The sequence below is a fragment of the Streptomyces sp. NBC_00080 genome (genome assembly GCF_045041255.1).
Lineage (GTDB): Bacteria > Actinomycetota > Actinomycetes > Streptomycetales > Streptomycetaceae > Streptomyces > Streptomyces coriariae.
Genome location: NZ_CP108235.1, coordinates 7425821 through 7450802, shown reverse-complemented (window position 1 = coordinate 7450802; position 24982 = coordinate 7425821). Strand labels below are relative to the sequence as shown.

Below are 24982 nucleotides of genomic sequence, written 5' to 3'. Positions count from 1 at the left end.
CTCCCTGCGGCCGCCACACCCGGGCCGCCCCGTCACACCAGGCATTCGCAACGAACACACCTCCGGATGGGGGGTACGTATCGAAGCGCCGAAAACGCGGGTGAGCAGGAAAGAAAAAGTTTTTGGGATTCGACCAATCCGAACCCACCCCCCGCTCCGTATCACTGTCCGTCAGGCAACTTGGCACAGAGGACGGACGGCATGACAGCTTTCTCCAGGAGCGGCAACGGACGCAGGAGCGTCGCGACCCTCGTCTGCGGTGCGTTGGCCGCCGGGGGGCTCGCAGCCGCCGGCGTGGCCACGCTGGTGCCGGGGGCGGCCTACGCCTCCAGCCACCGCGAGGCCCCCCTCATCTCGGGCACCCCGCAGTACGACAACACCGACGTGTACGCCTTCGTCAGCCCGGACCACCCGGACACGACGACGATCGTCGCGAACTGGATCCCCTTCGAGGAGCCGGCCGGCGGTCCCAACTTCTTCCCGTTCGCCGAGGACGCCCAGTACGACCTGCACATCGACAACAACGGTGACGCGAAGGAGGATCTGACCTTCCGCTACACCTTCAAGACGCATGTGAAGAACAAGAAGACGTTCCTCTACAACACGGGTGTGGTCGAGAGCCTGGACGACGCCGACCTGAACATCACGCAGACGTACGACCTCGAACTGATCAAGTCGAAGAAGGGGAAGGTCGAGCACGAGACGAAGATCGCGGACGACGTGCCGGTGGCACCGTCGAACGTGGGCAAGGCCTCGATGCCGCACTACTCGAAGCTGCGCGACCAGGCGATCTACAAGCTCTCCAGCGGCGCCAAGACCTTCGCGGGCCAGGCCGACGACCCGTTCTTCCTCGACCTGCGCGTCTTCGACCTGCTGTACGGCGGTGACCTCTCCGAGGTCGGCAACGACACGCTCAAGGGCTACAACGTCAACTCGATCGCGCTTCAGGTCCCGAACGACATGATCGCCGAGTCGAAGCACCAGCCGATCGTCGGCATCTGGTCGACGACGCAGCGCGAGAACGCCCAGGGCCACTACTCGCAGGTCTCGCGGCTCGGCATGCCGCTGGTCAACGAGGTCGTCAACCCGATCAAGGACAAGGACAAGTTCAACGCGTCCGAGCCGAAGGACGACGGCCAGTTCCTGAAGAACGTCACCAACCCCGAGCTGCCCAAGCTCATCGAGGCGATCTACAAGATCAAGGCGCCGGCCGAGCCGCGCAACGACCTCGTCGACGTGTTCCTCAAGGGTGTCAAGGGCCTCAACCAGCCGCCGTACGTGACGCCGTCGGAGGAGCTGCGCCTCAACACCTCGATCAAGCCGACCGCCAGCCCCAAGCGGCTCGGTGTCCTCGACGGTGACAACGCGGGCTTCCCGAACGGCCGTCGCCTCACCGACGACGTGATCGACGCCTCGCTCCAGGTCGTCGAGGGTGAGCTGGTCGGTTCCAAGAACGACCTGGGCGACGCGGTCGACAAGAACGACAAGTCCTTCGAGAAGTACTTCCCGTACGTGGCCCTGCCCACCGAGGGCTCGCGCGGCGCGACCGCCAAGAGCGGCGCCGACGTCCGCAGCCAGCTCGGTGACGCCCTCACGGGCTCCGACAGCAACACCACGCTGATCGCGTCCTCCGCGGGCGCCGGCGCGGCGGGCATCCTCCTCATCGGCGGCGGGCTGATGTGGTGGCGAGGCCGGCGGCGGGCCTACTAGGCCCTCCTCCCGAGCGGGGCCCACTGGGCCCTCCTCCCGAGCGGGCCGGGGAGAATCCTGCGCTCCCCGGCCCGCCTCACAGACTGGCGCGGCCCGCGTACTCATCCCCCACGGCGCGGGCCGCGCCGCCCCTGTGCAAGCAGGCTGAACGACCCCAGGCGACCTAGGAGAGGGCATGTCCCCGCGGACGAACGACGGCGAACCGGAGCCCACCCGACCGGCCTCCGCCCGACCGGTACCGGCCTCCGGCACACCGGTTTCCGGCGCACCGGCCTCCGGCGGACCGCTCGCGAACCCCGGCCGACCGGCGCCGCACCCCGGCCCGGGCCCGGCCTCCGAGGAAGCCTCCTCAGACACGAAGACCGCGGCAGAGGCGAAGCCCGGAGACCCGGCGGAAGCCGCCTCCCGGGCCGACGCCCCTGCCGACACCGAGGCGGAGACCGAGGCAGAGGCCACGCAGACCGACGGCGATGCGGGTGCCGACGCCGAGGTCGGCCATGACGCCCACGACCGCCGAGCCGGTGACCGCGACACCGATGACCGCGGCACCGGCACCGGTGGCGAACTCGCTGTCGGTGGCGATGAGCGTGTCGCCGCGGTGCGGCGGGCGGGGGCCGCCGGGCGCCGGTGGCGGGCCGCTCAACTCAGCGCCTGTGCCGCCATGCTGGCCGTGGCGCTCACCGCCGGGGCGATCGCGCTCGGGGCGGTGCGGGACGGTCAGAACGTGCCCGTGTCGACCGCAGCGGCGGTCTCCCCCGGGCTGCTGGCCAGTGGCGACCTCGACTCGAGCATCACCGCGCTCCAGGCCCATCTCCGGTCGCAGCCGAGGGACTTCGGCGGCTGGGCCACCCTCGGGCTCGCCTACGTCGAGCAGGCCCGCACCAAGGGCGACCCCTCCCGCTACCCGCAGGCCGAGCAGGCCCTGAAGCGCTCCCTCTCGCTGCGCTCCGACAACGACCAGGCGCTCGCCGGCCGGGCCGCCCTCGCCGCCGCCCGGCACGACTTCGCCAACGCCCTGGACCTGGCCGACCAGGCGCTGAAGCAGAACCCCTACAGCGAGCGCGCCCTGTGCTCCCGTATCGACGCCCTCGTCGAACTCGGCCGCTACGACGACGCCGAGGAGGCCGCGAAGACGGCCGACGAACGGCGGCCGGGCGTACCGGTGTTCACCCGCTACGCGTACGTGCACGAACTGCGCGGCGACGTCACCACCGCCCGCCGGGTCCTGGAACGAGCGCTCGACGCGTCGACCTCACCCGGCGACATCGCCTACGTGGCCGCCCAGCTCGGTCAACTCGCCTGGAACCAGGGCGACTACGCCACCGCTCTCACCCACTACGCCCGCGCGCTCGCCGCCGACGAGAACTATCTCCCCGCGCTGGAGGGCCGTGCCCGCGCCCAGGCGGCGAGCGGCCGACAGGCCGAGGCCGTCAAGGGGCTGGAGCTCATCGTCGCCCGCTATCCGCTCCCCGGACCCCTGGTGGAGCTCGGCGAGCTGTACGAGGCCCGGGGCGGCGAGGGCGACGCGGCGAAGGCCGAGAACCAGTACCTCCTCGTCGACGCGTGGACGGCCATCGCCCGCGCCAACGGCGTCAACGCCGACCTCGACACCGCGCTCGCCGCGGCCGACCACGGCGACCGGGCGACGGCCCTGCGCGCGGCCCGTGACGACTGGTCCCGCCGGCACACCGTGCACACGGCGGACGCGCTCGCCTGGGCCCTGCACGTCAACGGCAAGGACACCGAGGCCCTCCCCTACGCCCGGCAGGCCACGGCCACCGGCTACCGCAACGCGTCCTTCCTCTACCACCGCGGGGTGATCGAGAAGGCCACAGGACACCCCGCCGACGCCCGTACCCACCTCGCCGCCGCCCTGAAGCTGAACCCCGGCTTCTCACCGCCGGGCGCCCGCGAGGCCCGTACGGCACTCAAGACGCTGGAGGCGAGCAAGTGATTTCCCGTCGTCTGCTCGCCTCCTGCGCGGCCGTGTTCACGGCCGGCTGCGCGCTCGCGCTGGTCCCTTCCGCCAACGCGAGCGCGCACCCCCTCGGCAACTTCACCGTCAACCGCTACGACGGTCTCGTCGCCGCCCCCGGACAGCTCCGCGTCGACCACGTCGAGGACCTCGCCGAGATCCCGGCGACCCAGGCGAAGCCGGACATCGAACGACTCGGGATGACCGAGTGGGCCCGGCAGCGGTGCGCGAGCGCCGCGGCCGGCAGCAGGCTGACCGTGGACGGCCGCGCCGTCACCCTCACGGCGGGCGCCGGCAAGGCGGTCGTACGGCCCGGTCAGGCGGGGCTCGACACCCTGCGCGTGGAGTGCGGGCTGACGGCTCCGCTGCCCGCCGTGTCCGGCGAGGACACCCTCGCCCTCACCTTCCACAGCGAGGGCGCCTCCTCCGGGCCCGGCTGGCGCGAGATCACCGCGCGCGGCGACCGTATGACGCTCACCGGCTCCGACGTGGCGAAGAAGTCGGTTTCGTCGGAACTCACCAGCTATCCCAAGGAGTTGCTCTCCTCGCCCGCCGACACCTCGACCGCGTCGGTGCGGGTGCGGCCCGGTGGCGCGGCCCTGGTCGAGAAGGGCCGGGACGCACCGGCCGCGTCCGTGCTGCCGCGGGGCGCCGACCGCTGGACACGGGCCCTGGACGACCTGGTCGCCCGGCAGGACCTCACCGTCGGCTTCGCCGCGCTGGCCCTGGTGATCGCCGTCGGCCTCGGCGCGCTGCACGCGGTCGCCCCGGGGCACGGCAAGACCATCATGGCCGCGACGGCCGCCGCGCGGGGCGGCCGGGCCCGGATGAAAGACGTCCTTCCCCTGGCCGCCTCCGTCACCGTCACCCACACCCTGGGCGTCGTCGCCCTCGGCCTCCTCGTCACCGCCGGTTCGGCCGCGGCGCCTTCGGTGATCGCCTGGCTGGGCCTGGCCAGCGGCGCGCTGGTGCTCTTCGCGGGCGCGACCCTCGCCCGACGGGCCTGGCGCGGCCGGGGCCCCGACAGCCCCCACGGACACACCCACCCACACCCACACCCACACCCGCACCCGCACCCGCACGGCGACGACCCGCACACCCACGAGCCCGCGAAGGCTCCCGCGCGTCAACTCGCCCTCGTCGGCGCCCCCACCCCGCACACCCATGCCCATCACGACCCCGGGCACGACCACGACCACGACCACGACCACGGCCACGGCCACGACAGCGACCGCCACCACGAGCACGACCACGGTCACGAGCACGGTCGCTCCCACACGCACACCCACGGCGGCCACACCCACACCCACGCCGTCGCCCCCACGCTCCGCGGCACGCTCCTCCTCGGCTTCGCCGGCGGCATGGTCCCCAGTCCGTCCGCCGTGGTCGTACTGGTGGGCGCTGCGGCGCTCGGGCACGCCTGGTTCGGGCTGCTGCTCGTCGTCGCGTACGGCGTCGGGCTCGCGCTGACCCTGACCGCCGCCGGGTTCGCCGTCGTCAGGCTGGGCGCGGGCGCGACCCGTCTGCTGGACCGGCAGCCGCGCTGGACGACCCACCCGGTCGTGAACTTGGTCCGCCGCAACCTGCCCCTGTGGTCCGCGTTCCTCGTCGTCGCCCTCGGCGCCGGACTGGTGCTCAGGGGGGCCGCATCCGTACTCGGCTGAGCTACGTTTGTGGGGTTGCGGAGGTTTTCGCCCGGATACGAAGAGCGAAATGGGGGCGCGGTGTCCGAAGAACCGGGCAGTGAACGTCTGATCGCGGGCCGCTACCGCCTGCTGACCCCGCTGGGCGAGGGCGGCATGGGCACGGTGTGGCGGGCCCGTGACGAAGTGCTGCACCGCGAGGTCGCCGTCAAGGAGGTGCGCGCACCGCACGGACTGGCGGCCTCGGACGTCGAGCGGATGTACGCACGGCTGGAACGCGAGGCCTGGGCGGCGGCCCGGGTCGCGAACCGGAACGTCGTCACGGTGTACGACGTGGCCACGCAGGACGGGCGGCCGTGGATCGTCATGGAGATCGTGCGCGGGATCTCCCTCGCCGAACTGCTGGACGCCGAGGGGCCGCTCGAACCGGCCCGGGCCGCGCACATCGGCGCCGAGGTGCTGTCCGCGCTGCGGGCCGCGCACGAGGCCGGAGTACTGCACCGGGACGTGAAGCCGGCGAACGTGCTGATGTCGAACGACGGCAGGGTCGTGCTCACCGACTTCGGTATCGCGACCGTCGAGGGCACGTCCGCGCTGACGATGACCGGCGAGGTCATCGGCTCACCCGAGTTCCTCGCGCCGGAGCGGGCGCTGGGGCGCACCCCGGGGCCCGAGTCGGACCTGTGGTCGCTGGGCGTGCTGCTGTACGCGGCGGTGGAGGGCAACTCGCCCTTCCGCCACGACACTCCGCTGAGCACCCTGCGCGCGATCGTCGACGAGCAACTGCCGCAGCCGCGCCGGGCCGGGCCGCTCGCCCCCGTGATCGAGGGCCTGCTGCGCAAGGACCCGGCCGAGCGGCTGCCGGCCGACCGGGCCGAGGAGGACCTGCGGCTCGTCGCGGCGGGCGGTGCCGCACGCGGCGGCAATACGGTCCGTTCGACGCCACCGGCGCCGTTCGCGCCGTATCCGCCGACGGTCTCGACCCCGGCCGAGCCGTTCCGTCAGGAGCCGCCGTCCCCGACCCCGCCCCGGTCCTGGTCGGCGGCCCCGGCGACGACGGCCCGCTCGGCGGAGCCGCACCGGAGCCGGCGCGCCGGTGTGGTCCTCGCGACCGGTGTGGTGGTGCTGGCGCTGGCCGTCGCCGGGCTGACGTACGGACTGCTGAACCGCGACGACGGCGGCGGCGGCGACGCCGACGGTGGCGGGGTCACCAACAGCGCGACGGATGTGGTGAGTTCGCCCGCGACGCAGCCGGAGAAGAGCGAGGAGGCCAGCGAGTCGCCGAGCCCGAGTCCGAGCGAGAGCGAGAGTTCCGAGGCCCCGGCGCAGACCGTCTCGGTCACCGTCGCCGGCGCGCACACGGAGTACTCGGGCGGTTGTCCGCCGCCGGACGGCGACGCGCCCGCGTTCACCGCGACGATCACGGTGGGGCGGCTGCCCGCGACGGTGTCCTACCGCTGGGTGACGAAGGACGGTGAGCTCTCCGGGCAGACCTGGAAGACGCTCGACTTCGCCTCCGGCGGTGGGAAGTCCAAGCAGGACCAGGTGATCGTGTCGACGTACGCCGAGAGCGGGACGTACCAGAACTCGATCGCCGTCGAGGTCCGTGATCCGGTGAAGACGACGTCCAATTCGGTGCCGTTCTCGGTCACCTGCGAGACGGAGGCCCCGACGGACGGGGCCTCCCCCTCACCTTCCGCCTCGGAGTGACGGAGCTGACGGAACCGAGGAGCTGAGGAGCCGACGGATCAGGCGGCGCTGTTCAGGACCGGCAGATAGCCACCCGACTGGCCGGACGCGGTCGGGTGGTACGACTCACCGATGTTCAGCCAGTTGAGACTGTGCAGCCACGAACTGCCGGAGCAGATCTCGTGGCCGGCGAACGGGGTGCGGACGTCGCCGAAGACGAAGCCGTGGGCTGCGGCGCGTCTGGCGGTCGCGGCGTCCAGGTAGTCGGCCGCGTTGTTGATGGCGGAGCGCTTGGTCTCGGACAGGCCCAGGCAGACCGTGCCGAGCTTGTAGAAGCGGGGGTAGCCGATGACGACGACGCGCGCGTTGGGTGCCTTGGCGCGGATCGAGGAGTAGACGGTGTCGAGCTTGCCGGGCAGCGTCGAGTCGACGTAGGCCCTGGCCGTGTTGATGCGGGACAGACAGGTGCTGTCGGAGCCGGTGACGCAGGTCGTCATGACGTCGGCGAAGCCCGCGTCGTTGCCGCCGGCCGTGATGGAGACCAGGCCGGTCGAGGAGTTCAGGCCGCCGAGCTGACTCGCCAGAACTTCATCCGTTCGCGCGCCGGAACAAGCCGCGAAGGTGAACGACGAGGGGGCGTGGGCGGCGTTCCAGAGGTACGGATACGCCTTGGTGCTGCGCTTGCAGTTGCCGCTTGAGCTGATGTAGCTGCCCGTGCCGACACCGGAGGAGTAGGAGTCCCCCAGCGCCACATAGCCACCTGTGGCGGCGAGTTGGGCGCCCTGCGCCGAGGCCGCCCCGGTGAGGGCGGTGCCGAGGGCGAGGAGGAGTGAGCTCACGAATACGACAAGTCGGGAACGTCTCATGGAACCTCCCTTAGCAGGATCTCTGCCACAACGTTCGTAGCAACTACGCGTGTTGACGGGAAGTGTCCATGCCAAGACTTTCCGGCACCCGACGGGATCGTTCGCACCCCTTTGTGGGGCTGATGTTGCGTGAGCATGCCAAGGTTGTCGACGGCCCCTCAACTCCCTTGTTCTACGCACGTAGACGGCCGAAGCTTTACCTCAGCCGCGAACGGAACGGGACGTTCGATGCCGTGTGCGCGACCGCGCGCACCCGCCCCCACAGCCGTGCGCCCGACCCAGGCGCGGGCGGCCTGGAGGAGGACTCCCTCGTCATGGCACAACTGCGTAGCAACAAGGCCCGCATAACCGCCGCCGCCACCGTGGCGGCCGCCGCCGCCCTCGTCGGCGGGCTCACCGCGCTCCCCGCCCAGGCCGACACCGCCACGAACACCCTCTCCGGTACGTCGATGGCGACCCCGCACGTCGCGGGCGCGGCCGCCGTCTACCTGGCGGGCCACACCTCGGCGACCCCGGCCCAGGCGGCCACGGCCCTGGTGAACGGCGCGACCTCGAACGTGGTCACCAGCCCGGGCACCGGCTTGCCGAACAAGCTCCTCAAGATCGTCCCGTGACCCCTGCGGTACGTGCGGCACTGATCCGAACCACCGTTCCCCGGAGGCCTCCACGGCCCCCGGGGAACACTTTTGTTCGCTCCCGTGACCGTTCCCGTGCCGGTTCCTTTCGAGGGGACGCATCATTCTGTAACGGTCAAACGAACAAAAAGGTAAGTGAGCCGCCAAGGGCTTGCCATCCGGGCGTAATCATCAATACCGTCATACATCTCACTCGCATCGGACCGTCGGCAACGGCTCCAGGGGAGGGCTCAGGGACCGCGGCGGTATCGGGGCGGGAGCGCGGTAGGGGGGTGCCGTGCTCGGTGACCGCACTGGTGACCGGGCCGTGCCGCGCGCGGTCGGCTGCCGTCCTTCGACGGTGGCCGGTCAGTTCTGCCAGCTCACCCGTGTCTGCGCGGAGATCACTCCGCCATGGGTGAGAAACCCCCCTTTCGAACCGGACGTGGATTCCGGGCCGCCCAGGGGCGGGCGGCCCACCGGACGAGAGGGACCAGACTCATGAGTTCCGTTCTGCAACCGGCGACACCGGGCCAGGATCTCGAAAGCCCGTCGACCGTCGGCAAGTACCGGCCCATCTCCTCTCACCTGGCCATCACACCACCGGTGAGCGTGGTCATCCCCGCGATGAACGAGGCCGAGAACCTTCCGTACGTGTTCAAGACCCTGCCGGACTGGATCCACGAGGTGGTCCTGGTCGACGGCAACTCCACCGACGACACCGTGCAGGTCGCGCGAGGTCTGTGGCCGGGCGTCAAGGTCGTCGGACAACAGGGCCGCGGCAAGGGCGACGCCCTGATCACCGGCTTCGAGGCGTGCAGCGGCGACATCATCGTGATGGTCGACGCGGACGGCTCGGCCGACGGCAACGAGATCGTGTCGTACGTCTCCGCCCTCGTCTCCGGCGCCGACTTCGCCAAGGGCTCCCGCTTCGCCAACGGCGGCGGCACCGACGACATGACCTTCATCCGCCGGCTCGGCAACGGGGTCCTGTGCGCCATCGTCAACCGCAAGTTCGGCGCCCGCTACACCGACCTGTGCTACGGCTACAACGCGTTCTGGCGGCACTGCCTGGACAAGATCGAGCTGGACTGCACCGGCTTCGAGGTCGAGACCCTGATGAACATCCGGGTCGTCAAGGCCGGGCTGAAGGTGCAGGAGATCCCCAGCCACGAGTACCTGCGCATCCACGGCGTCAGCAATCTGCGCGCCGTCCGCGACGGGCTGCGCGTGCTGCGGGTGATCCTCAAGGAGCGGTCCAACCGGCGGGCGCTGCGCCGGCTGGTCCGCCGCTCGCCGATGCTCGACTCGGGCCGGGGAGAGGCGTCTTGAGCACGATCGACGTCTCGGTCGTCATCTGTGTGTACACCGAGGACCGCTGGGAGGACATCCTCGCGGCGGTCGCCTCGGTGCGGGCGCAGACCCACCCGGCCCTGGAGACCCTGGTCGTCGTCGACCACAACCCGACGCTCCTGGACCGGCTCAGGAGCGAGTACAAGGAGGCCGACGGGGTGCGCGTGCTGCCCAACGCGGGCCCGCGCGGTCTGTCGGCCGGCCGCAACACCGGCATCGCCGTCTCCCGGGGCGAGGTCGTCGCCTTCCTCGACGACGACGCCGTCGCCGAGCGGGACTGGCTGCGCCGGTTCGCCGATCCGTACTCCGATCCCCGGGTGCTGGCCGTGGGCGGCCGCGCGGTGCCCGTCTGGTCCTCCGGCCGACGGCCCGACTGGTTCCCCGAGGAGTTCGACTGGGTGGTGGGCTGCTCCTACCGGGGCCTGCCGCCCGGCCGGGTCCGGGTGCGCAACATCCTCGGCGGGAACGCCTCCTTCCGGCGTACCGCGTTCGACTTCGTGGGCGGCTTCGCCACCGGCATCGGACGCGACGGCAGCAAACGGCCGATGGGCGGCGAGGAGACGGATCTGTGCATCCGGCTCAGCCGCGCGAGACCCGACGCGATCCTGCTGATGGACGACCGCGCGGTGATCCACCACAAGGTGCCCGAGGCGCGCGAGCACTTCGGGTACTTCCGCACGCGCACCTACGCCGAGGGCCTGTCCAAGGCGCTCGTCGCGCGCAGCGTCGGCGTCGACAAGGGGCTGGAGTCCGAACGCCGGTACGTCACCCGGGTGTTGCCGGCCGGTGTGGTCCGCGGACTGCGCGACCAACTGCTGGCCCGCCCCGGCGGGGCCCGGCGGGCGGCCGCGATCCTCGCCGGGGTGCTGACGGCGGCCGGCGGGTACCTGGTCGGCAGCGTGCGGGCGCGGCGGGCGGGAACGACCTTCGCCGTGGTGCCGATCCCGGTGGACCAGGTGGAGCGGGCCGCATGACGGGGGCGGGCGTACCGATCCTCATGTACCACGCGGTGGCCGCCGACCCGAACGCCGCCACCCGCGCCCTCTCGGTCACGCCCGAGGCGTTCGCCGAACAGATGGCGGTGCTCGCGGAGCGGGGTCTGACCCCGCTCACCACCGCCGATCTGGCGGCCCGTTGGCGGTTCGGCCGGCCGCTGCCGGGCCGCCCGGTCCTGATCACCTTCGACGACGGCTACGAGGGCGTGTACCGGCACGCCCTCCCGGCGCTGGCCGAGCACGGCTTCCCGGCCACCCTGTTCGTCACCACCGGCTGGGTCCGGGGCGCCCACGACACCGGGGGCGGCCTGGACACCATGCTGGACTGGCGGCAGGTGCGCGTACTGGCGGACAGCGGCGTCGAGATCGGCGGCCACAGCCACACCCATCCGCAGCTCGACCAGCTCGACGACGCCCGGCTGCGCGCCGAGCTGACCCGCTGCCGGGACATCGTCGCCGGTGAACTGGGCACCCCGCCCGTGTCGTTCGCCTACCCGTACGGCTACTCCAGCCGCCGGGTGCGCACGGCGGTACGCGGACACGGGTTCGCCCAGGCACTCGCGGTGGGCAACTCCCTCGCCCACCGCGCCCAGGGGCCGTACGCCCTGCGGCGGGTGACGGTACGGCGCGGCACGGACGCCGAGGAGTTCGAACGGCTCGTCGACGGCCGGGCCATCGGCCGGACGTTCGCGAGGGACCGGGCGCTCACCAAGGGGTACGCCGTGGTGCGGCGGACCCGCCGGCTCCGGCGACCGGGCTGAGGGGTGGCCCCGGCCGAGCCCGTCGGGGCGGCGCACACCCGGCGGGACCGGTTCCCGGGATCCGGCCCGCCCGACACACCGGGCGCACCTCGCGCAGTGCGGAAACCGGGTGCGGACGACGCTCTTGTGCCGGATCATGGCGGCATGTCCGTACCCCCGCACGACGCACTGCCGATCCGGCTCAACGTCGACGACTCCGACTCCCCGTCCGATGTCGTCGACGCGCTGTTCCTCGGCCGCTTCGCGACGGGCGAGCAGCCGTACTCGCACGCGGTGAACATCGACCGCGTGCGCTCCGGCGCGACCCTGCTGCCGCCGCACGCCCGCGTGCTGCGGGTCGCCCGGGACGAGGACCGCAGCGCCACCCTGGCCGAGGGCGACGGCTGGACCCTGCTGGTCTCCCGCTGGAACCGCGGGGCCGACGTCACGGTCACCGCGACCACCGCCGAACTGGCCGCGCAGGTGCTCGACCAGGCCACCGACGGTGCGGCGGACGAACCCGAGCCTCAGCCGGAGAACGTGGCCATGGGCTTCTGGTACGTCTCGCCGCGGCGCGGCCCGCACCGCACCACCCGGCAGATCTCCGCGGGCACCTGGGACGAGGTGCGCCCCAACTACACGGCGCCCGTCGCCGAGGCGATGGACCACCTGATGGGGACGACCCCCGAGGACATCGCCGGCCGGCTGCTCCTGCTGCACGGCCCGCCCGGCACCGGCAAGACCTCGGCGCTGCGCACGCTGGCCCGCTCCTGGCGGGAGTGGTGCCAGGTGGACTGCGTCCTGGACCCCGAGCGGCTCTTCTCCGACGTCGGCTATCTGATGGACATCGCGATCGGCGAGGAGGACGCCGCCGGCAAGGGCCGCTGGCGGCTGCTGCTCCTGGAGGACTGCGACGAACTGATCCGCGGCGAGGCCAAGCACACGGCGGGCCAGGCCCTGTCCCGACTGCTGAACCTCACCGACGGCCTGCTCGGCCAGGGCCGCAACGTCCTGGTCGGGGTCACGACCAACGAGGACCTGGAGCGCCTGCACCCCGCCGTCGTCCGCCCCGGCCGCTGTCTGGCCCGCATCGAGGTCGGTGGGCTGACCCGCCGGGAGGCCGTGGACTGGCTCGGTACGGAGGAGGGCGTCGGCCGCGAGGGCGCGACGCTGGCCGAGCTGTACGCCCTGCGCCGGGGCACCTCCCCGACCTCGCTGCCGGAACCCCGGGGGCGGTCGGACGCGGGACTGTACCTGTAGGTGTTCTGATGGAGGCATGACGCTGTACGTCGGCACGTCCGGCTGGCAGTACAAGGACTGGAAGGGCGTCCTGTACCCGGCCGGCGTGCCCGTGCGGCGGTGGCTTGAGGAGTACACCGGGCACTTCGCCACCGTCGAGATCAACAACGCCTTCTACCGGCTGCCGTCGCGGGAGACGTTCGTGTCCTGGGCCGAGCGCGTCCCGCCGGACTTCGTGGTCGCGGTGAAGGCGAGCCGCTATCTGACCCACATCAAGCGGCTGAAGGACCCCGAGGAGCCGGTACGGCGCCTGATGACCCACGCGGCCGGCCTCGGCGACCGCCTCGGACCGGTGCTGCTCCAGCTGCCGCCGACCCTGCGGGCCGACACCGGGCTCCTGGACGCCTGTCTGTCCTGCTTCCCGTCGGGTACGCGCGTCGCGGTGGAGCCACGGCACGAGTCGTGGTGGACGCCCGGCGTGCGGGACGTCCTGCGGGCCCGGGGCGCGGCCCTGTGCTGGGCGGACGTCGGCTCCCGCCCGGTCACCCCGCTGTGGCGCACCGCCGACTGGGGGTACGTCCGCTTCCACCAGGGTCGTGCCCACCCCTGGCCGCACTACGGCCGCCGGGCCCTGGAGACCTGGCTGGACCGCATCGCGACGACCTGGGCGGTCGAGGACGGGAACGACGTCCACGCCTACTTCAACAACGACCCCGGCGGCGCGGCGGTGGAGAACGCGGCACTGTTCGGGCGGACGGCGCGGCGGGCGGGGCTGAGCGTGACCCGTACGCCGGGCACGCCGGCCACACACCGCTGATCACCGTTCGTAGGCCGCCCGCAGGGCGTCCCGCACGGCGGCCGACGCCTGTTCCTCGGTGAGTCCCAGCCGCAGCACCCGCTCGGCGTAGGCCTGCGCGGCACCCGCCGCCTCCCGCTCCGCCGCCGGTCCGGAGGGGGCGACGAACGTGCCGTTGCGTCCCCGGGTCTCGATCACCCCGTCCCCCTCCAGCGCCCGGTACGCCTTGGCGACGGTGTTCGCGGCGAGGCCGAGCGACTCGGCCAGCCCCCGCACCGTCGGCAGCCGGTACCCGACCGGCAGCGCTCCCGATCGCGCCTGCTCGGCGATCTGCGCCCGCACCTGTTCGTAGGGCGCGGCGCTCTCATCGATGTGGATCTTCAAGGTCACGGGCCGATTGTCCCGCACCCGCCGGGTAACGGGAGTGCGGACGGAGCCGAAAATGGGAGGCAGACAGGCGCCGCCCGACCGTAGCGTGCGCTCACATGACCGTCATCGTGCGCGACCTGCGCCCCGAGACGCCCGCCGACATCGAGGGCTTCATCCGGGTCCGGCACCGTGCCCTGCCCTATGTGTTCTTCAGCCCTGCCTCCGTACTGCACGGCCTCGCGCTGTCCCGTCCCGACGCCCATGCCCGCAAGCTGGTCGCCGTGGAGGACGGCGAGATCATCGGCACGGCCCAGCTGGGCCTCGCCCAGGACAGCCCGGAGCCCGGCCAGGGGTCCCTCAACGTGTACGTGGACCCCGCGCGCACCGGGCGCGGCGCGGGCACCCTGCTGGTCCGCACCGCCGAGGAGCATCTGGCGGCCCACGGGGCGACGAAGCTGTTCGCCTGGGTCCTGGACGAGCCGGCCGACCGCGCCTTCGCCGCACGACACGGCTACCGGTCGAGCCGCTCGGCGCACTTCCTCCGCCTGGACCTGGCCCGCACCGCGCTGCCGCCGCTCCAGGACCCCCCGCCCGGCGTCGAGCTGCGCACGGCAGCCGACTTCGCCGACGACCCGCATCCGCTGTTCGCCCTTGACGCGGAGGCGGGTTCGGACGAACCCGGCGACATCGCCACCGAGTTCACGGACTACGCGGCCTGGGTCGACGAGTACTGGAATCACCCTCATCTGGACCGGGAGCTGACCTCGGTCGCCGTGGCCGACGGCCGCCCCGTCGCCTTCAGCGTGGCGCACACCCACGACGGCCTGTACACCACGGGCATGACCGGCACCGCCCGCGACCATCGCGGCCGGGGCCTGGCCAAGCTCGTCAAGAACGACTCGCTGCACCGGGCCCGCGCCGCGGGGTACCCGCAGGCATACACGGGCAACGACGCGGACAACGGGCCGATGCTCACGATCAACAAGTGGTTCGGGTACGAGATCTGCGCGACGGAGGTGCGGCATGTCCGGGAACTCGGCTGAGTCGACGGGTTCGGTGGACGTCGTCCTCGTCAAGGGCGGCCGGACGAAGATCCGGTACGCGGCCGAGCTGCTGTCCGACGACGGCACCCGGATCGCCGTACGCGCCCCCTGGGCCGGGAACGCCGTACGCGACTTCGGCTTCGTCCGCTTCGAGACGGGTGACGTCTTCACCGAGTACTACTGGCGGGACCGCTGGTACGCGGTGAAGGAGGTCCGCGACGCGACGGGCGCCCTGAAGGGCTGGTACTGCGACATCACCCGCCCGGCCACGCTGTCCGGCGGCGAACTGGTCGTCGAGGACCTCGACCTGGACCTGTGGCGCTCCGCCGACGGGACGGACGTACGGCGACTGGACGAGGACGAGTTCGAGGAGAGCGGGCTGACGGAGCGGGACCCGGCGGCCGCGGCCGCCGCGGTGACGGCCCTCGACGAGCTGGAGGTGCTGGCCACCGCCGAGGGCGGCCTGGAGTCGCTGCTGGAGTGAGGGGCCGTCGGCCCGGCGCCGCGTGTCACAGCGGCGCGTCCAGCGGCGCCGCCCTCTCACACCGTCGCCACCACCGCGTACCGCTCGTCCGTCACGGCCCCGCCCCACAGCCCCGCGTCCTCCGACAGCCGTTCGACGCGCGCGTGCTCGGTCAGCGGGGCCAGCAGGGCGGTGAGCCGGTCCGCCGGTATGCCGACCGGGGTGACGGTCCCCCACACGCCCTCGACCAGCACGAGCCGCCCGCCGGGGCGCACCAGGCCGCGCCAGTGCCGCAGGACGCGGGCGGGGTCGGGCAGGGTCCACAGCACATGCCGTACCAGCAGGGTGTCGAAGCGCTGCTCACCGACCGGCGGCGCCGCCGCGTCACCTCGGAGGAACACCGCGTCACGCCCGGCGAGTTTGGCGCGGGCAAGGTCGATCATGGACGGGGAGAGATCGACCCCCGTCACCCGGTGTCCCTGCTCGGCCGCGAGGAGCGACAGGCTGCCCGTGCCGCAGCCGAGATCGAGGAGGTCACAGCCGCGCTCCGGCAGCCAGGCGCGCAGCCGCCGGGCCCAGGCGGCGCGCACCGCCGGGTCGCGCAGGCCGTGGTCCGGCTCCTCGTCGAAGGCGGCCGCCGCCGCGTCCCAGTCGACACCCGGCGCGATCGCTTCGTCACTCTTTTTCCTCATGTGCCCAAGAGTGACACCCACCACTGACAATCGAATCGTGACAGCCGCCACTGACAGAAGGGGGGTCGATGAGGAACTCTCCCCCAAAGGGTCTACCTCCGTGCGAACGCGGAACCCGGTAGCTCCTGAAGGAGGCAGCCATGCGCCGTACGACCGTGCAGAAGCCCCTGAAGAAGACGGACTCCCGCCGGATCCGTGACGAGGTCGACGAACGGCCCGCCGGACGCCCCGAGGTGCGCAAGGACATCGCACGCACCTGGTGGCCGGACGGCTGAGCGACGCCGCCCTTCAGTCCAGTCGCTTGCGGTAGTGGACGCGGTCGTACGGCCCGTCCACGCGCCGCTCCACGAGCGTGTAGCCGTACTTCGGGTAGATCTCCCGGTTCTCCCACATCATCGCGTTGGTGTAGAGCCTGACCTCGGGCAGCCCCAGCGCACGCGCGTGTGCGTCCACGAAGTGCAGCAGCCGCCGCCCGACACCCCTGCCGTGGGCGTCGGGACGGACGGCGATGCTGTCGAGGAACAGGTGGTCGGTGAACGCCTCGACCACCACGAGGCCGACCACCCCGCCACCGAGCGGGTCGCCGGTCACGAACACCTTCCCCGCGGCCACGTCGGCCGCGTGGTCCGCCTCCATGGGCTGCGGCACCTGCCCGATGCGCTCGATGTAGGGCGTGTACGCCGCGTCCGTCACGGCCTTCACGGCCGGCACGTCGGCCGCCGTGGCGGGCCGGATCTTCTCGCTCGTCATGCCGTGAACGCTACCTACCTGATCCCAGTCTCAGCGCTTCCTTAAGGCGACCCTAAAGATCGCCACGGACCGCCCCGAGCAGGCGAATTCGCGGTTTCTTGGTTCCGGCACACATCAGGCCACCACCTGTTCCGGTTCCGAGGAGTTCCCCCATGCCCGCACGCCGCAAGGCCGCCGCCGTCGCCGCCGTCGCCTCCGTCGGGCTGGTCCCGGCGGCCCTGACCCTGCTGTCCGCGGCGCCCGCGGCCGCGCACGGGTCGATGGGCGATCCGGTCAGCCGGGTCGCCCAGTGCTACGCGGAAGGTCCGGAGAGCCCGAAGTCGGACGCGTGCCGGGCCGCGGTCGCGGCGGGCGGGACGCAGGCGCTGTACGACTGGAACGGCATCCGCATCGGCGACGCGAACGGCCGCCACCAGGAGCTGATCCCGGACGGCAGGCTGTGCAGCGCGAACAACGAGGAGTTCAAGGGCCTGGACCTGGCCCGCGCCGACTGGCCGGCGACGAGCGTCGGCAGCGGCTCGTACACCTTCAAGTACCGTGTGACCGCCCCGCACAAGGGCACCTTCAAGGTCTATCTCACCAAGGCCGGTTACGACCCCGCAGGGCCGCTGGCCTGGTCCGACCTCGACCTGGAGCACCCGGTGGCGACGGCCACCGACCCGGTCGCGTCGGGCGGCTTCTACACCTTCTCCGGGACCCTCCCCGAGCGTTCGGGCAGGCAGCTGCTGTACGCGGTCTGGCAGCGCTCGGACAGCCCGGAGGCGTTCTACTCCTGCTCGGACGTGACGTTCGCGGGCACGAACACGGGCACGGGCACAGGAGCGGGGACCGGTACCGGTACCGCGCCCTCCGCCTCCGCGCCCTCCGAGGAGCAGATCGAGGACGGCGCCGGCAAGTCGACGATCGAGCACCACGGCCACGGGGACGACGACGCCACCACGACGACCGACCCGACGACGGACCCGACGACCGGGCCGTCCGCCACGGCGGATCCCTCCACCGCGGCCGAGTCGCCCGGCACGGCCAACGAGCCGAGCGCGGCCGGTGCCGGTGCGGGTCCGGGCGAGAGCCTCGCGGAGACCGGCGGCGACGGCAGCGCCCCGTATCTCGCGGTGGGCGGCGCGGCCGTCCTGGCGCTCGGCGCGGCGCTGCTGTTCGGGTCGGTGCGCAGGCGCGCGGTGAGCGGCGGGCGGCACGGCTGAGGCCGCCGCCCCCTCAATGCTCCGGGGCCTGACCGGCGGCTCAGGTCGGACAGGCCCCGGCGGAACGCCTGCGCGTCAGCTGAAGACGGACGCGCAGGTGGTGGAGGTGGCGTGGGCCGGGTCGAGCGCGTTGGCCACCTCATGGAAGGCGATCCGGTCGAGCAGACCGATCGCCACGTGCTCGGAGAGGTCCACCGGGCACAGGTCCTGGAGCAGGACGTTGCGCACGTCGGACCCGCTGAGGTACTGGGTGCGCCACGGCGTGACCACTTCGTCGTACTTGGTGGCGATGACGGTGTAGCGGACACCGGCGACGGTGTCGCCGCCCGCGTTGAGCTTGGTGAGGAAGGCCGATCCGGCGACCTGGTCCGCGAGGCCGGGGGTGGCGGCCGAGAGGAGGTCCTCGGCGCCCGGGAAGTAGGGCAGCAGGTTGGCGAGTCCGCTCAGTGTGGTGCCGTGGTTGTCGGGGGCGATGCCGACGAGCGCGTTGACCTTGGCGGCGCCGCCGAGGAACTTCAGGTAGTAGCGCGGCATCATGCCGCCCTGCGAGTGGCCGACGAGGTCGGCCTCGGCGGCGCCGGTCGCGGCGAGCACCTTGTCGACGAAGGTGGAGAGCTGCGCGGCCGACTTGTCGATGGGGCCGAGGCCGTTGAAGAACGGCACGCCCGGCAGCTGGCCGTAGTCGACGGAGAAGACGCAGTAGCCGCGGACCGTGAGGTAGGGGGCGAGGCCCAGCCAGTTGTCGACCGAGTTGCCGAAGGTGCCGTGCACGAGGACGACGGGGCGGGGGTGGGCGGCGGAGGGCTTGCAGCGGTAGTCGTTCCAGCCACTCGACGAGGCGGTGGCGGTGGAGTCGGCGTGGGCGGCGGTGGCGGGGACGATGGCGGCCGCGGCGGCCAGCAGCAGTGCGGCGAGTGGTCTGAGCGCGCGTTTCCAGGGCAGCATCGGGTGATCTCCTTGCGGCTCAAGGGAGGATGCGATGGCCTTACGCCCTGTGACCCGGATCACGAGGATGCTGTTCACTCGTCAAGTTACGGGCGAGTAGCTGAACTGTGAAGTTACGCGTCAGTAAAAACTTCCAGTGATAGCCACCGTCGCCCTGGGATCACTGATACGCCGTCACCAAGCGGGGCGAAGGGGGCCATTAGGGGCGATGCGTGACAACTGGTCGCGCAGCACGCGCACTTGCCCCTCCCCGAGCACGGCGACCCAGGCCCGCACCGCCTCGGCGGCCGCCTCCTCCGCCGCCCTGGTGCACTCCCAGCCGCGCCCGGTGAGCACGATCAGCCGGGCCCGCGCGTCCTCGGGGTGCGGCCGGCGCTCGACATACCCCTTCCGCACGAGCTCCTCGACGAGCTGACTCGCCGCCTGCTTGGTGACTCCGAGGTGCGCGCCCAGCTCGGTGACCGTGGCACCGTCCGGGGCGAGCCGGGTGAAGGCGAAGCCGTAGGCGGGCCGCGCCTCGAATCCACGGGCGAGGACGCCGTCATTGATGCGCTGGGTGAGCTCGCCCGCGGCGGCGAGCAGGACGGCGGTCAGGGCAAGGGCTTCGGAGTTCTGCACGTCTGCATTGAAACATTCTTGACAGATTGGTCAAGCAGCTTGACCATAGGACAAGTAGTCAAGCACCTTGACCATCTTCGAACCCGCGTCCAGCAGCGACGACACCCATCGGAAGCCGAAACCGACAGGAGACACCCATGCCCGTCATCCGTTCGTCCGAGGCCGTCACCCACGAGATCCACGGCGCCCGCTTCGTCTCGTACGCCACTCCCCGCACCGGCAGCAAGGAGCTGTGCGCCTGGAGAGGCGAGATCCCCGCCGGGACGAAGGCGCCCGCGCACACCGTCAGCCGGGAGGAGATCTTCCATCTGCTCGTCGGCGAGCTGATCCTCACGCTCGACGGCCGCGCCGAGCGGATCAGGGCCGGCGACACCGTGATCGTCAATCCGGGGGCGACCCTGGCCGTCGAGAACCCGACCGATCACACCGCGCTCTCCTGGGTCACCACGTCCATCGGCCTGGAGGCGGAGCTGGCCGACGGGACCCGGATCGCTCCCCTGTGGGCCAACTGACAGGGTTCAGGCCGCCGTCGCCTCACGCCGCCAGCGTCCCGGGCTTCACCGCTTCCGGCCCGAACTTCGCCCGCACCCGGTCGGCCACCTCCTCGATCCGGCGGACCTTCTCGTCCACGGGGTCGAAGGTGAGCTGGTGGGAGGCCTGGTCGGCGGGGCCGAGGGCTTCGGCGCGCAGGGCGATCGCGCGGACCCGGGCGCGTTGCAGACCGAGCGCCTCGTACAGGCCGTACGCCGTTCCCGTCAGGGCCGCCGAGTGCGCGGTCGGCTCCCCGAGGGTACGGCTGCGGGTGGTGGCGGACCTGTCGGCGTAGCGCACGGTGAGGGTCAGGGTGCGGCAGACCTTCTCCACGGCACGCAGCCGGGCGCCCAGTTCCCCGGCGGCCGAGAGAAGCGCGCGGCGATGCCGGTCGGGGTCCAGCTCGTCCCGGGTGAAGGGGCGTTCGGTGGCCAGGGAGCGCGACACGGCGTTCGGTACGACCCGGCCGCGGTCGACGCCGTTCGCTTTGTCGTGCAGTTCCCGGCCCGTCTTCGCGCCGACCAGGCGCTGGAGCGTCGACAGGGGGGCGACGGCGACCCGGCCGAGGGTGTCGAGGCCGTACTCGCACAGGGTGCGGGCGGTCGCCGTACCGACACCGGGCAGCGCCACGACGGGCTTCTCGGCGAGGAACTCCCGTACCCCGCCCTCGGGAACCGCGCACGTCACCCCGGGCCGGGCGCCCCGCAGCGCCACGCGGGCCGACATCGGGCCGGGGCCCGCGCCGATCACGCAGTCGACCCCGTGCAGCGCGAGCGCGCGCACTCTGATCACCGACGCCAGCTCGACCGCGCTGCGCCCGAAGTACCGTTCGGCGCCGCGCAGATCGGCCAGCGCGCCGTCCGGCGGCAACGCCTCGACGACCGGTGTGAACTCCTCCAGCAGCCCGAGCAGCGCCGGCAGGGCGGCCTCGTCCGCCGAAGGCAGTTGGAAACGTACGCAGAGGATGGTCATCCCGCACTCCCCGGACTCTGGTGCCACAACTTCCTTCCCACCGCGGGTCCTTCGCCCGCGGGGCGCAGATCGGCCCAGGGGTGCATCTCGTACCCCGTGGGCATGCGGATGCGACGCTGTTGCCCCGCGTCCCGGGCGGCCGAGCCCGCCGGTGCGGGCAGCCCGTCCGAACCGGCGAGCCGGCCGCGCGCCGGGCCGTCGACGCCGACGTCAGAGGCGCCCGCGTCCGGGGTGTCCGCGTCAGAGGTGCCCGCGCCCGGGGTGCCGCCGGGGCCGGCCAGCCGGGCCGCGACCCCTTCCAGCCCCTCGTCCCGGCGCACCTCCAGCAGTTCGGCGAGGTTCCAGGCGGCGGCGCCCACCACGCTGAGGCTGCGCGGGCCGCGCCGCTGCACCACCCCGCGCACCAGCAGCAGCCAGGAGTGGAAGACGGTGTGCGCGCAGGCGTCGTGGGAGTCGTCGAAGAAGGCGAGGTCGACCAGGCCGGTGCCGTCGTCCAGGGTGGTGAAGATGACCCGCTTGCCGGACCGGATCGGCGGGGTCTGGGTGGCCGCCTTGGCACCCGCCACGAGGACCGTCTCGCCGTGCCGGGTGTCGCGCAGCCGACGCGCCGACAGCACGCCCAGTTCGTCGAGGAAGCTCCGGTGGTCGTCCATCAGATGGCGCGAGGCGTCCATGGACAGCACGCCCAGTTCGGCGCTGAGCTTCTCGGCGGAGGACAGGTCGGGCAGCCCGGCCGGGGTGGTCTTCCGCCCGCCGGCCAGCGGGAGTTGGCCGCCGCCCGCGCCCCGGGCCCCCCGGTGCAGTTCGGTCAGGTGCAGTTGCAGATCGCGCCGGTTGGCGCCGAACGCGTCCAGCGCGCCGACCTGTGCGAGCCGCGCGGCGAGCGGACGGCTCGGCCGCGCCCGTTCCCAGAAGTCCAGCAGCGAGGCGTACGGCTGCCCGTCCGCGATCCGTGCCGCCTCGGCCTCGGTGATGCCGTACACGTCGGAAAGGGCGAGCCGCAGCCCCCAGACGCCGGAACCGGACGGATCAGGGCCTGCACCGGAGGAATCAGACCCTGAATCAGACACCAGTTCGATCCGGTGAGCGACCGCCGACCTGTTCACGTCCAACGGCAGCACCGGCACCCCCCGCCGCCGCGCGTCCGCGAGCAGCAGCCGCTTCGGGTACATCCCGGGGTCATGAGTGAGCAGCCCGGCATAGAAGGCGGCCGGGTGGTGCGCCTTCAGCCACGCCGACTGGTACGTCGGCACGGCGAAGGCGACCGCGTGCGCCTTGCAGAAGCCGTACGAGCCGAACGCCTCGATGATCTCCCAGGTCCGCTGAATCGTTTCTGCGTCATATCCGCCGGCCGCCGCGTGCTGGGCGAACCACACCTTGATCCGCCCCTGCGACTCCGGGTCCGACAGCCCGCGCCTGACCCGGTCCGCCTCACCGCGCCCGCAGCCGGTCATGACGGCGACGATGTCGATGATCTGCTCGTGGAAGACGACGACCCCGTAGGTGTCCCGCAGCGGCTCCGTCAGATCCGGGTGCGGATACCGGACCGGCGCCCGCCCGTGCCGCGCCTCGATGAACGGCCGCACCATGTCGGCGGCGACCGGTCCGGGCCGGAAGAGGGAGATGTCGACGACGAGATCGTGGAAGGTGGCCGGCTGCAACCGCCCCACCAGGTCCCGTTGGCCCGGCGATTCGATCTGGAAACACCCCAGCGTCTCGGCGGACCGGATGAGCCGGTACGTCGCCGGGTCGCCGCCCTTCAGCGTGTCCAGGTCGATCCGCTCCCCCGTCGCCCGCTCCACCTCGCCCACCGCGTGCGCCATCGCCGACTGCATCCGCACGCCCAGCACGTCCAGCTTGAGCAGCCCGAGGTCCTCGACGTCGTCCTTGTCGAACTGGGCCATGGGGAACCCCTCGCCGCTGGTCGGCATGACCGGCGTACGGGAGAGCAGGGAGGCGTCGGAGAGGAGCACCCCGCACGGATGCATGGCGACTCCGCGCGGGAGGGCGTCGAGAGACTCGACCAGCTCCCAGAGCCGCCCGTACCGCTCCTTCTCCCCCGCCAGCGCCCTGAGTTCGGGCAGTTCCTCCAGCGCCGCCCGGGCGTCGCGCGCCCGGATGTGCGGGAAGGACTTGGCGATGCGGTCGATGTCGGCCGGGTCCATGGACAGGGCCGCGCCGACGTCCCGGATGGCGTGGCGGACCCGGTACGTCTCCGGCATCGCGACCGTCGCGACCCGCTCGGTGCCGAACCGGCCGATGATCGCCCGGTAGACCTCCAGCCGGCGCGCGGACTCCACGTCGATGTCGATGTCGGGCAGCACGACCCGCTCCTTGGACAGGAAGCGCTCCATCAGCAGCCCGTGCTCGACCGGATCGGCGTTCGCGATGCCGAGCAGGTGGTTCACCAGCGATCCCGCGCCGGAGCCACGGGCCGCGACCCGGATGCCCATCCCCCGCACGTCGTCCACGACCTGGGCCACCGTCAGGAAGTACGAGGCGAAGCCGTGGTGGGCGATGATGTCCAGCTCCCGGTGCATCCGCTCCCAGTAGACGCGCTTGCCGGAGTGGCCGCGCAGCACCATCCCGGCCGCCGCCCGGGAGGCCAGCGTCCGCTGGGCGGTCCGGCGGCCCGCGCCGACGAGGTGCGGCTCGGGGAAGTGGACGGCGCCCATGCCGAGGTCGTCCTCGGGGTCGACCAGGCACTCGGCGGCCGTCGCCCGCGTCTGTTCCAGCAGGCGGTGCGCGGTGTCGCGCCGGTAGCCCGCGGCCTCGACGATCCGCTCGGCCGTGCGCAGCATCGCGCCCGCGTCCTTGAGCCAGGCCTCCCCGGAGTCCAGCCCTTTCGCCGGGTCGACCGGGACCAGCCGCCGGGCGGCGTCCAGCACGTCCGCGACCGGGCCCTGGCCGGGGTCGGCGTACCGGACGGCATTGCTGAGGACGGGCCGGATCCGCTGTTCGGCGGCGAAGCCGACGGTGCGGGCGGCCAGCCGCAGGGAGCCGGGTCCGGTGCCGGTGCGCCCGTGCCAGACGGCCTCCAGCCGCAGGGCGTCGCCGTACACCTCCCGCCAGGGGGTGAGGAGCTTCGCCGCGCGGTCCGGCCGGCCCGCGGCGAGCGCGCGGCCGACGTCGGAGGCGGGGCCGAGCAGGACGGTCAGGCCCGCGCCGTGGTTCTCGGCCCAGGGCAGTACCGGGGTGCCCTCGCTCTCGTGCGCGGCCGTGACGATCCGGCACAGGTCGCCCCAGCCCCGGGCGCCGTCGCGGGCGAGGAAGGTGACACGGGGGGTCGACTCGTCGATGAAGGCGCCGCCGCGCACGGGGGTGCGGCGCCTGTCCCGTCGTACGGACGCGTCGCCCTGCGGCCGCTCGGGGGGCGCCACCGCCAGGTCCACTCCGAACAGCGGGCGCACACCCGCCTTCGCGCAGGCCTTGGCAAAGCGGACCGAGCCGGCGAGGGTGTCGCGGTCGGTGAGGGCGAGGGCATCCATCCCCCGCTCCGAGGCGCGCTCGGCCAGCCGCTCCGGGTGCGAGGCGCCGTAGCGCAGGGAGAACCCGGAGACGGTGTGCAGATGCGTGAACCCTGACATCCGCACCTCCCGTGAATCGAACATCAGTTCCCAACTGACCCACCCCCACCATAGACCAATTTCCGAACATCGGTACGACAGTCGTTCGGGCGCCTCCCACCTGCGGAAACACCCCGCGCCCCGGACCGTGGGGACATGACACCGACCACCGGCGCCGACCCACCCCGCGGCTCCGCCAGTGACCCTCCCC

At 72.4% G+C, this 24982-nt stretch carries 22 protein-coding genes and 1 pseudogene; 15 read left to right on the top strand and 8 right to left on the bottom strand.

What is annotated here, in order from left to right; translation table 11 throughout:
- Positions 1-201: 201 nt before the first annotated feature.
- From OHU34_RS33230 to OHU34_RS33215, 4 genes are all read left to right on the top strand, one after another.
- Positions 202-1710 carry a DUF4331 domain-containing protein gene (locus OHU34_RS33230; RefSeq protein WP_142269558.1) on the top strand — a complete coding sequence of 503 codons (1509 nt, stop codon included), beginning with the start codon at positions 202-204 and terminating at the stop codon, positions 1708-1710.
- A gap of 175 nt (positions 1711-1885) precedes the next feature.
- Positions 1886-3664, top strand: a complete 1779-nt coding sequence (locus tag OHU34_RS33225; protein ID WP_405769815.1) for a tetratricopeptide repeat protein — start codon at positions 1886-1888, stop codon at positions 3662-3664.
- Positions 3661-5349: a nickel transporter gene (locus tag OHU34_RS33220; protein WP_405769812.1), complete on the top strand. Its 1689-nt coding sequence runs from the start codon at positions 3661-3663 to the stop codon at positions 5347-5349. The genes OHU34_RS33225 and OHU34_RS33220 overlap by 4 nt, the downstream gene beginning before the upstream one ends.
- A gap of 60 nt (positions 5350-5409) precedes the next feature.
- Positions 5410-7038, top strand: a complete 1629-nt coding sequence (locus OHU34_RS33215; protein ID WP_142269561.1) for a serine/threonine-protein kinase — start codon at positions 5410-5412, stop codon at positions 7036-7038.
- Between the two features lie 38 nt (positions 7039-7076).
- Here the strand turns inward: OHU34_RS33215 and OHU34_RS33210 are convergent, their stop codons facing one another.
- Positions 7077-7883, bottom strand: a complete 807-nt coding sequence (locus OHU34_RS33210; protein WP_142269562.1) for an SGNH/GDSL hydrolase family protein — start codon at positions 7881-7883, stop codon at positions 7077-7079.
- Between the two features lie 329 nt (positions 7884-8212).
- Here OHU34_RS33210 and OHU34_RS33205 point away from each other — a divergent pair.
- The 6 genes and pseudogenes from OHU34_RS33205 to OHU34_RS33180 form a co-directional block, all read left to right on the top strand.
- A pseudogene (locus OHU34_RS33205) lies at positions 8213-8497 on the top strand (S8 family serine peptidase); the annotation flags it as partial.
- A gap of 501 nt (positions 8498-8998) precedes the next feature.
- Entirely contained in the window at positions 8999-9829 is an 831-nt protein-coding gene (locus tag OHU34_RS33200) for a glycosyltransferase family 2 protein (RefSeq protein WP_054239305.1), read from the top strand.
- Positions 9826-10824, top strand: a complete 999-nt coding sequence (locus OHU34_RS33195) for a glycosyltransferase family 2 protein (protein WP_142269563.1) — start codon at positions 9826-9828, stop codon at positions 10822-10824. Before OHU34_RS33200 ends, OHU34_RS33195 begins: the two co-directional genes overlap by 4 nt.
- Positions 10821-11606 carry a polysaccharide deacetylase family protein gene (locus tag OHU34_RS33190; protein WP_142269564.1) on the top strand — a complete coding sequence of 262 codons (786 nt, stop codon included), beginning with the start codon at positions 10821-10823 and terminating at the stop codon, positions 11604-11606. The genes OHU34_RS33195 and OHU34_RS33190 overlap by 4 nt, the downstream gene beginning before the upstream one ends.
- Positions 11607-11750: 144 nt before the next feature.
- Positions 11751-12845 carry a DUF5925 domain-containing protein gene (locus OHU34_RS33185; RefSeq protein WP_142269565.1) on the top strand — a complete coding sequence of 365 codons (1095 nt, stop codon included), beginning with the start codon at positions 11751-11753 and terminating at the stop codon, positions 12843-12845.
- A 16-nt stretch (positions 12846-12861) separates the two neighbouring features.
- Positions 12862-13641 (top strand): DUF72 domain-containing protein, encoded by a 780-nt coding sequence (locus tag OHU34_RS33180; RefSeq protein WP_230196349.1) that lies wholly within the window; start codon positions 12862-12864, stop codon positions 13639-13641.
- Here OHU34_RS33180 and OHU34_RS33175 read toward each other — a convergent pair whose 3' ends face one another.
- Positions 13642-14010: a GntR family transcriptional regulator gene (locus OHU34_RS33175; RefSeq protein ID WP_200840056.1), complete on the bottom strand. Its 369-nt coding sequence runs from the start codon at positions 14008-14010 to the stop codon at positions 13642-13644.
- Between the two features lie 95 nt (positions 14011-14105).
- Here OHU34_RS33175 and OHU34_RS33170 point away from each other — a divergent pair, with 95 nt between their 5' ends.
- Both OHU34_RS33170 and OHU34_RS33165 read left to right on the top strand, forming a co-directional pair.
- A complete protein-coding gene (locus OHU34_RS33170) occupies positions 14106-15032 on the top strand; it encodes a GNAT family N-acetyltransferase (protein ID WP_405769805.1) in 927 nt (308 codons plus the stop codon).
- Positions 15013-15516, top strand: coding sequence for a DUF402 domain-containing protein (locus tag OHU34_RS33165; RefSeq protein WP_142269569.1), 504 nt, complete (start codon positions 15013-15015; stop codon positions 15514-15516). Before OHU34_RS33170 ends, OHU34_RS33165 begins: the two co-directional genes overlap by 20 nt.
- Before the next feature lie 56 nt (positions 15517-15572).
- On the opposite strand, the gene OHU34_RS33160 is transcribed toward OHU34_RS33165, so the two are convergent.
- The gene (locus OHU34_RS33160; protein ID WP_405769801.1) at positions 15573-16187 is read right to left on the bottom strand and encodes a class I SAM-dependent methyltransferase; all 615 of its coding nucleotides are present in this window, start codon (positions 16185-16187) and stop codon (positions 15573-15575) included.
- Positions 16188-16327: 140 nt separating this feature from the next.
- Between OHU34_RS33160 and OHU34_RS33155 the strand changes: the two genes are divergently transcribed.
- Positions 16328-16462, top strand: coding sequence for a hypothetical protein (locus tag OHU34_RS33155; RefSeq protein WP_020128204.1), 135 nt, complete (start codon positions 16328-16330; stop codon positions 16460-16462).
- A 13-nt stretch (positions 16463-16475) separates the two neighbouring features.
- Here OHU34_RS33155 and OHU34_RS33150 read toward each other — a convergent pair whose 3' ends face one another.
- A complete protein-coding gene (locus OHU34_RS33150) occupies positions 16476-16937 on the bottom strand; it encodes a GNAT family N-acetyltransferase (protein WP_142269571.1) in 462 nt (153 codons plus the stop codon).
- A 152-nt stretch (positions 16938-17089) separates the two neighbouring features.
- Here OHU34_RS33150 and OHU34_RS33145 point away from each other — a divergent pair, with 152 nt between their 5' ends.
- The gene (locus OHU34_RS33145; protein WP_230196346.1) at positions 17090-18139 is read left to right on the top strand and encodes a lytic polysaccharide monooxygenase; all 1050 of its coding nucleotides are present in this window, start codon (positions 17090-17092) and stop codon (positions 18137-18139) included.
- A 75-nt stretch (positions 18140-18214) separates the two neighbouring features.
- On the opposite strand, the gene OHU34_RS33140 is transcribed toward OHU34_RS33145, so the two are convergent.
- Together OHU34_RS33140 and OHU34_RS33135 are read right to left on the bottom strand one after the other, a co-directional pair.
- Positions 18215-19084, bottom strand: a complete 870-nt coding sequence (locus OHU34_RS33140; protein WP_142269573.1) for a triacylglycerol lipase — start codon at positions 19082-19084, stop codon at positions 18215-18217.
- Between the two features lie 174 nt (positions 19085-19258).
- A complete protein-coding gene (locus tag OHU34_RS33135; protein WP_142269574.1) occupies positions 19259-19702 on the bottom strand; it encodes a MarR family winged helix-turn-helix transcriptional regulator in 444 nt (147 codons plus the stop codon).
- A 137-nt stretch (positions 19703-19839) separates the two neighbouring features.
- On the opposite strand from OHU34_RS33135, the gene OHU34_RS33130 reads away from it, so the two are divergent.
- Entirely contained in the window at positions 19840-20214 is a 375-nt protein-coding gene (locus OHU34_RS33130; RefSeq protein WP_142269575.1) for a cupin domain-containing protein, read from the top strand.
- Positions 20215-20236: 22 nt separating this feature from the next.
- Here the strand turns inward: OHU34_RS33130 and OHU34_RS33125 are convergent, their stop codons facing one another.
- Together OHU34_RS33125 and OHU34_RS33120 are read right to left on the bottom strand one after the other, a co-directional pair.
- The gene (locus OHU34_RS33125; RefSeq protein WP_142269576.1) at positions 20237-21205 is read right to left on the bottom strand and encodes a DNA polymerase thumb domain-containing protein; all 969 of its coding nucleotides are present in this window, start codon (positions 21203-21205) and stop codon (positions 20237-20239) included.
- The gene (locus OHU34_RS33120) at positions 21202-24792 is read right to left on the bottom strand and encodes a DNA polymerase III subunit alpha (RefSeq protein ID WP_405769794.1); all 3591 of its coding nucleotides are present in this window, start codon (positions 24790-24792) and stop codon (positions 21202-21204) included. Before OHU34_RS33120 ends, OHU34_RS33125 begins: the two co-directional genes overlap by 4 nt.
- Positions 24793-24982: the final 190 nt, after the last annotated feature.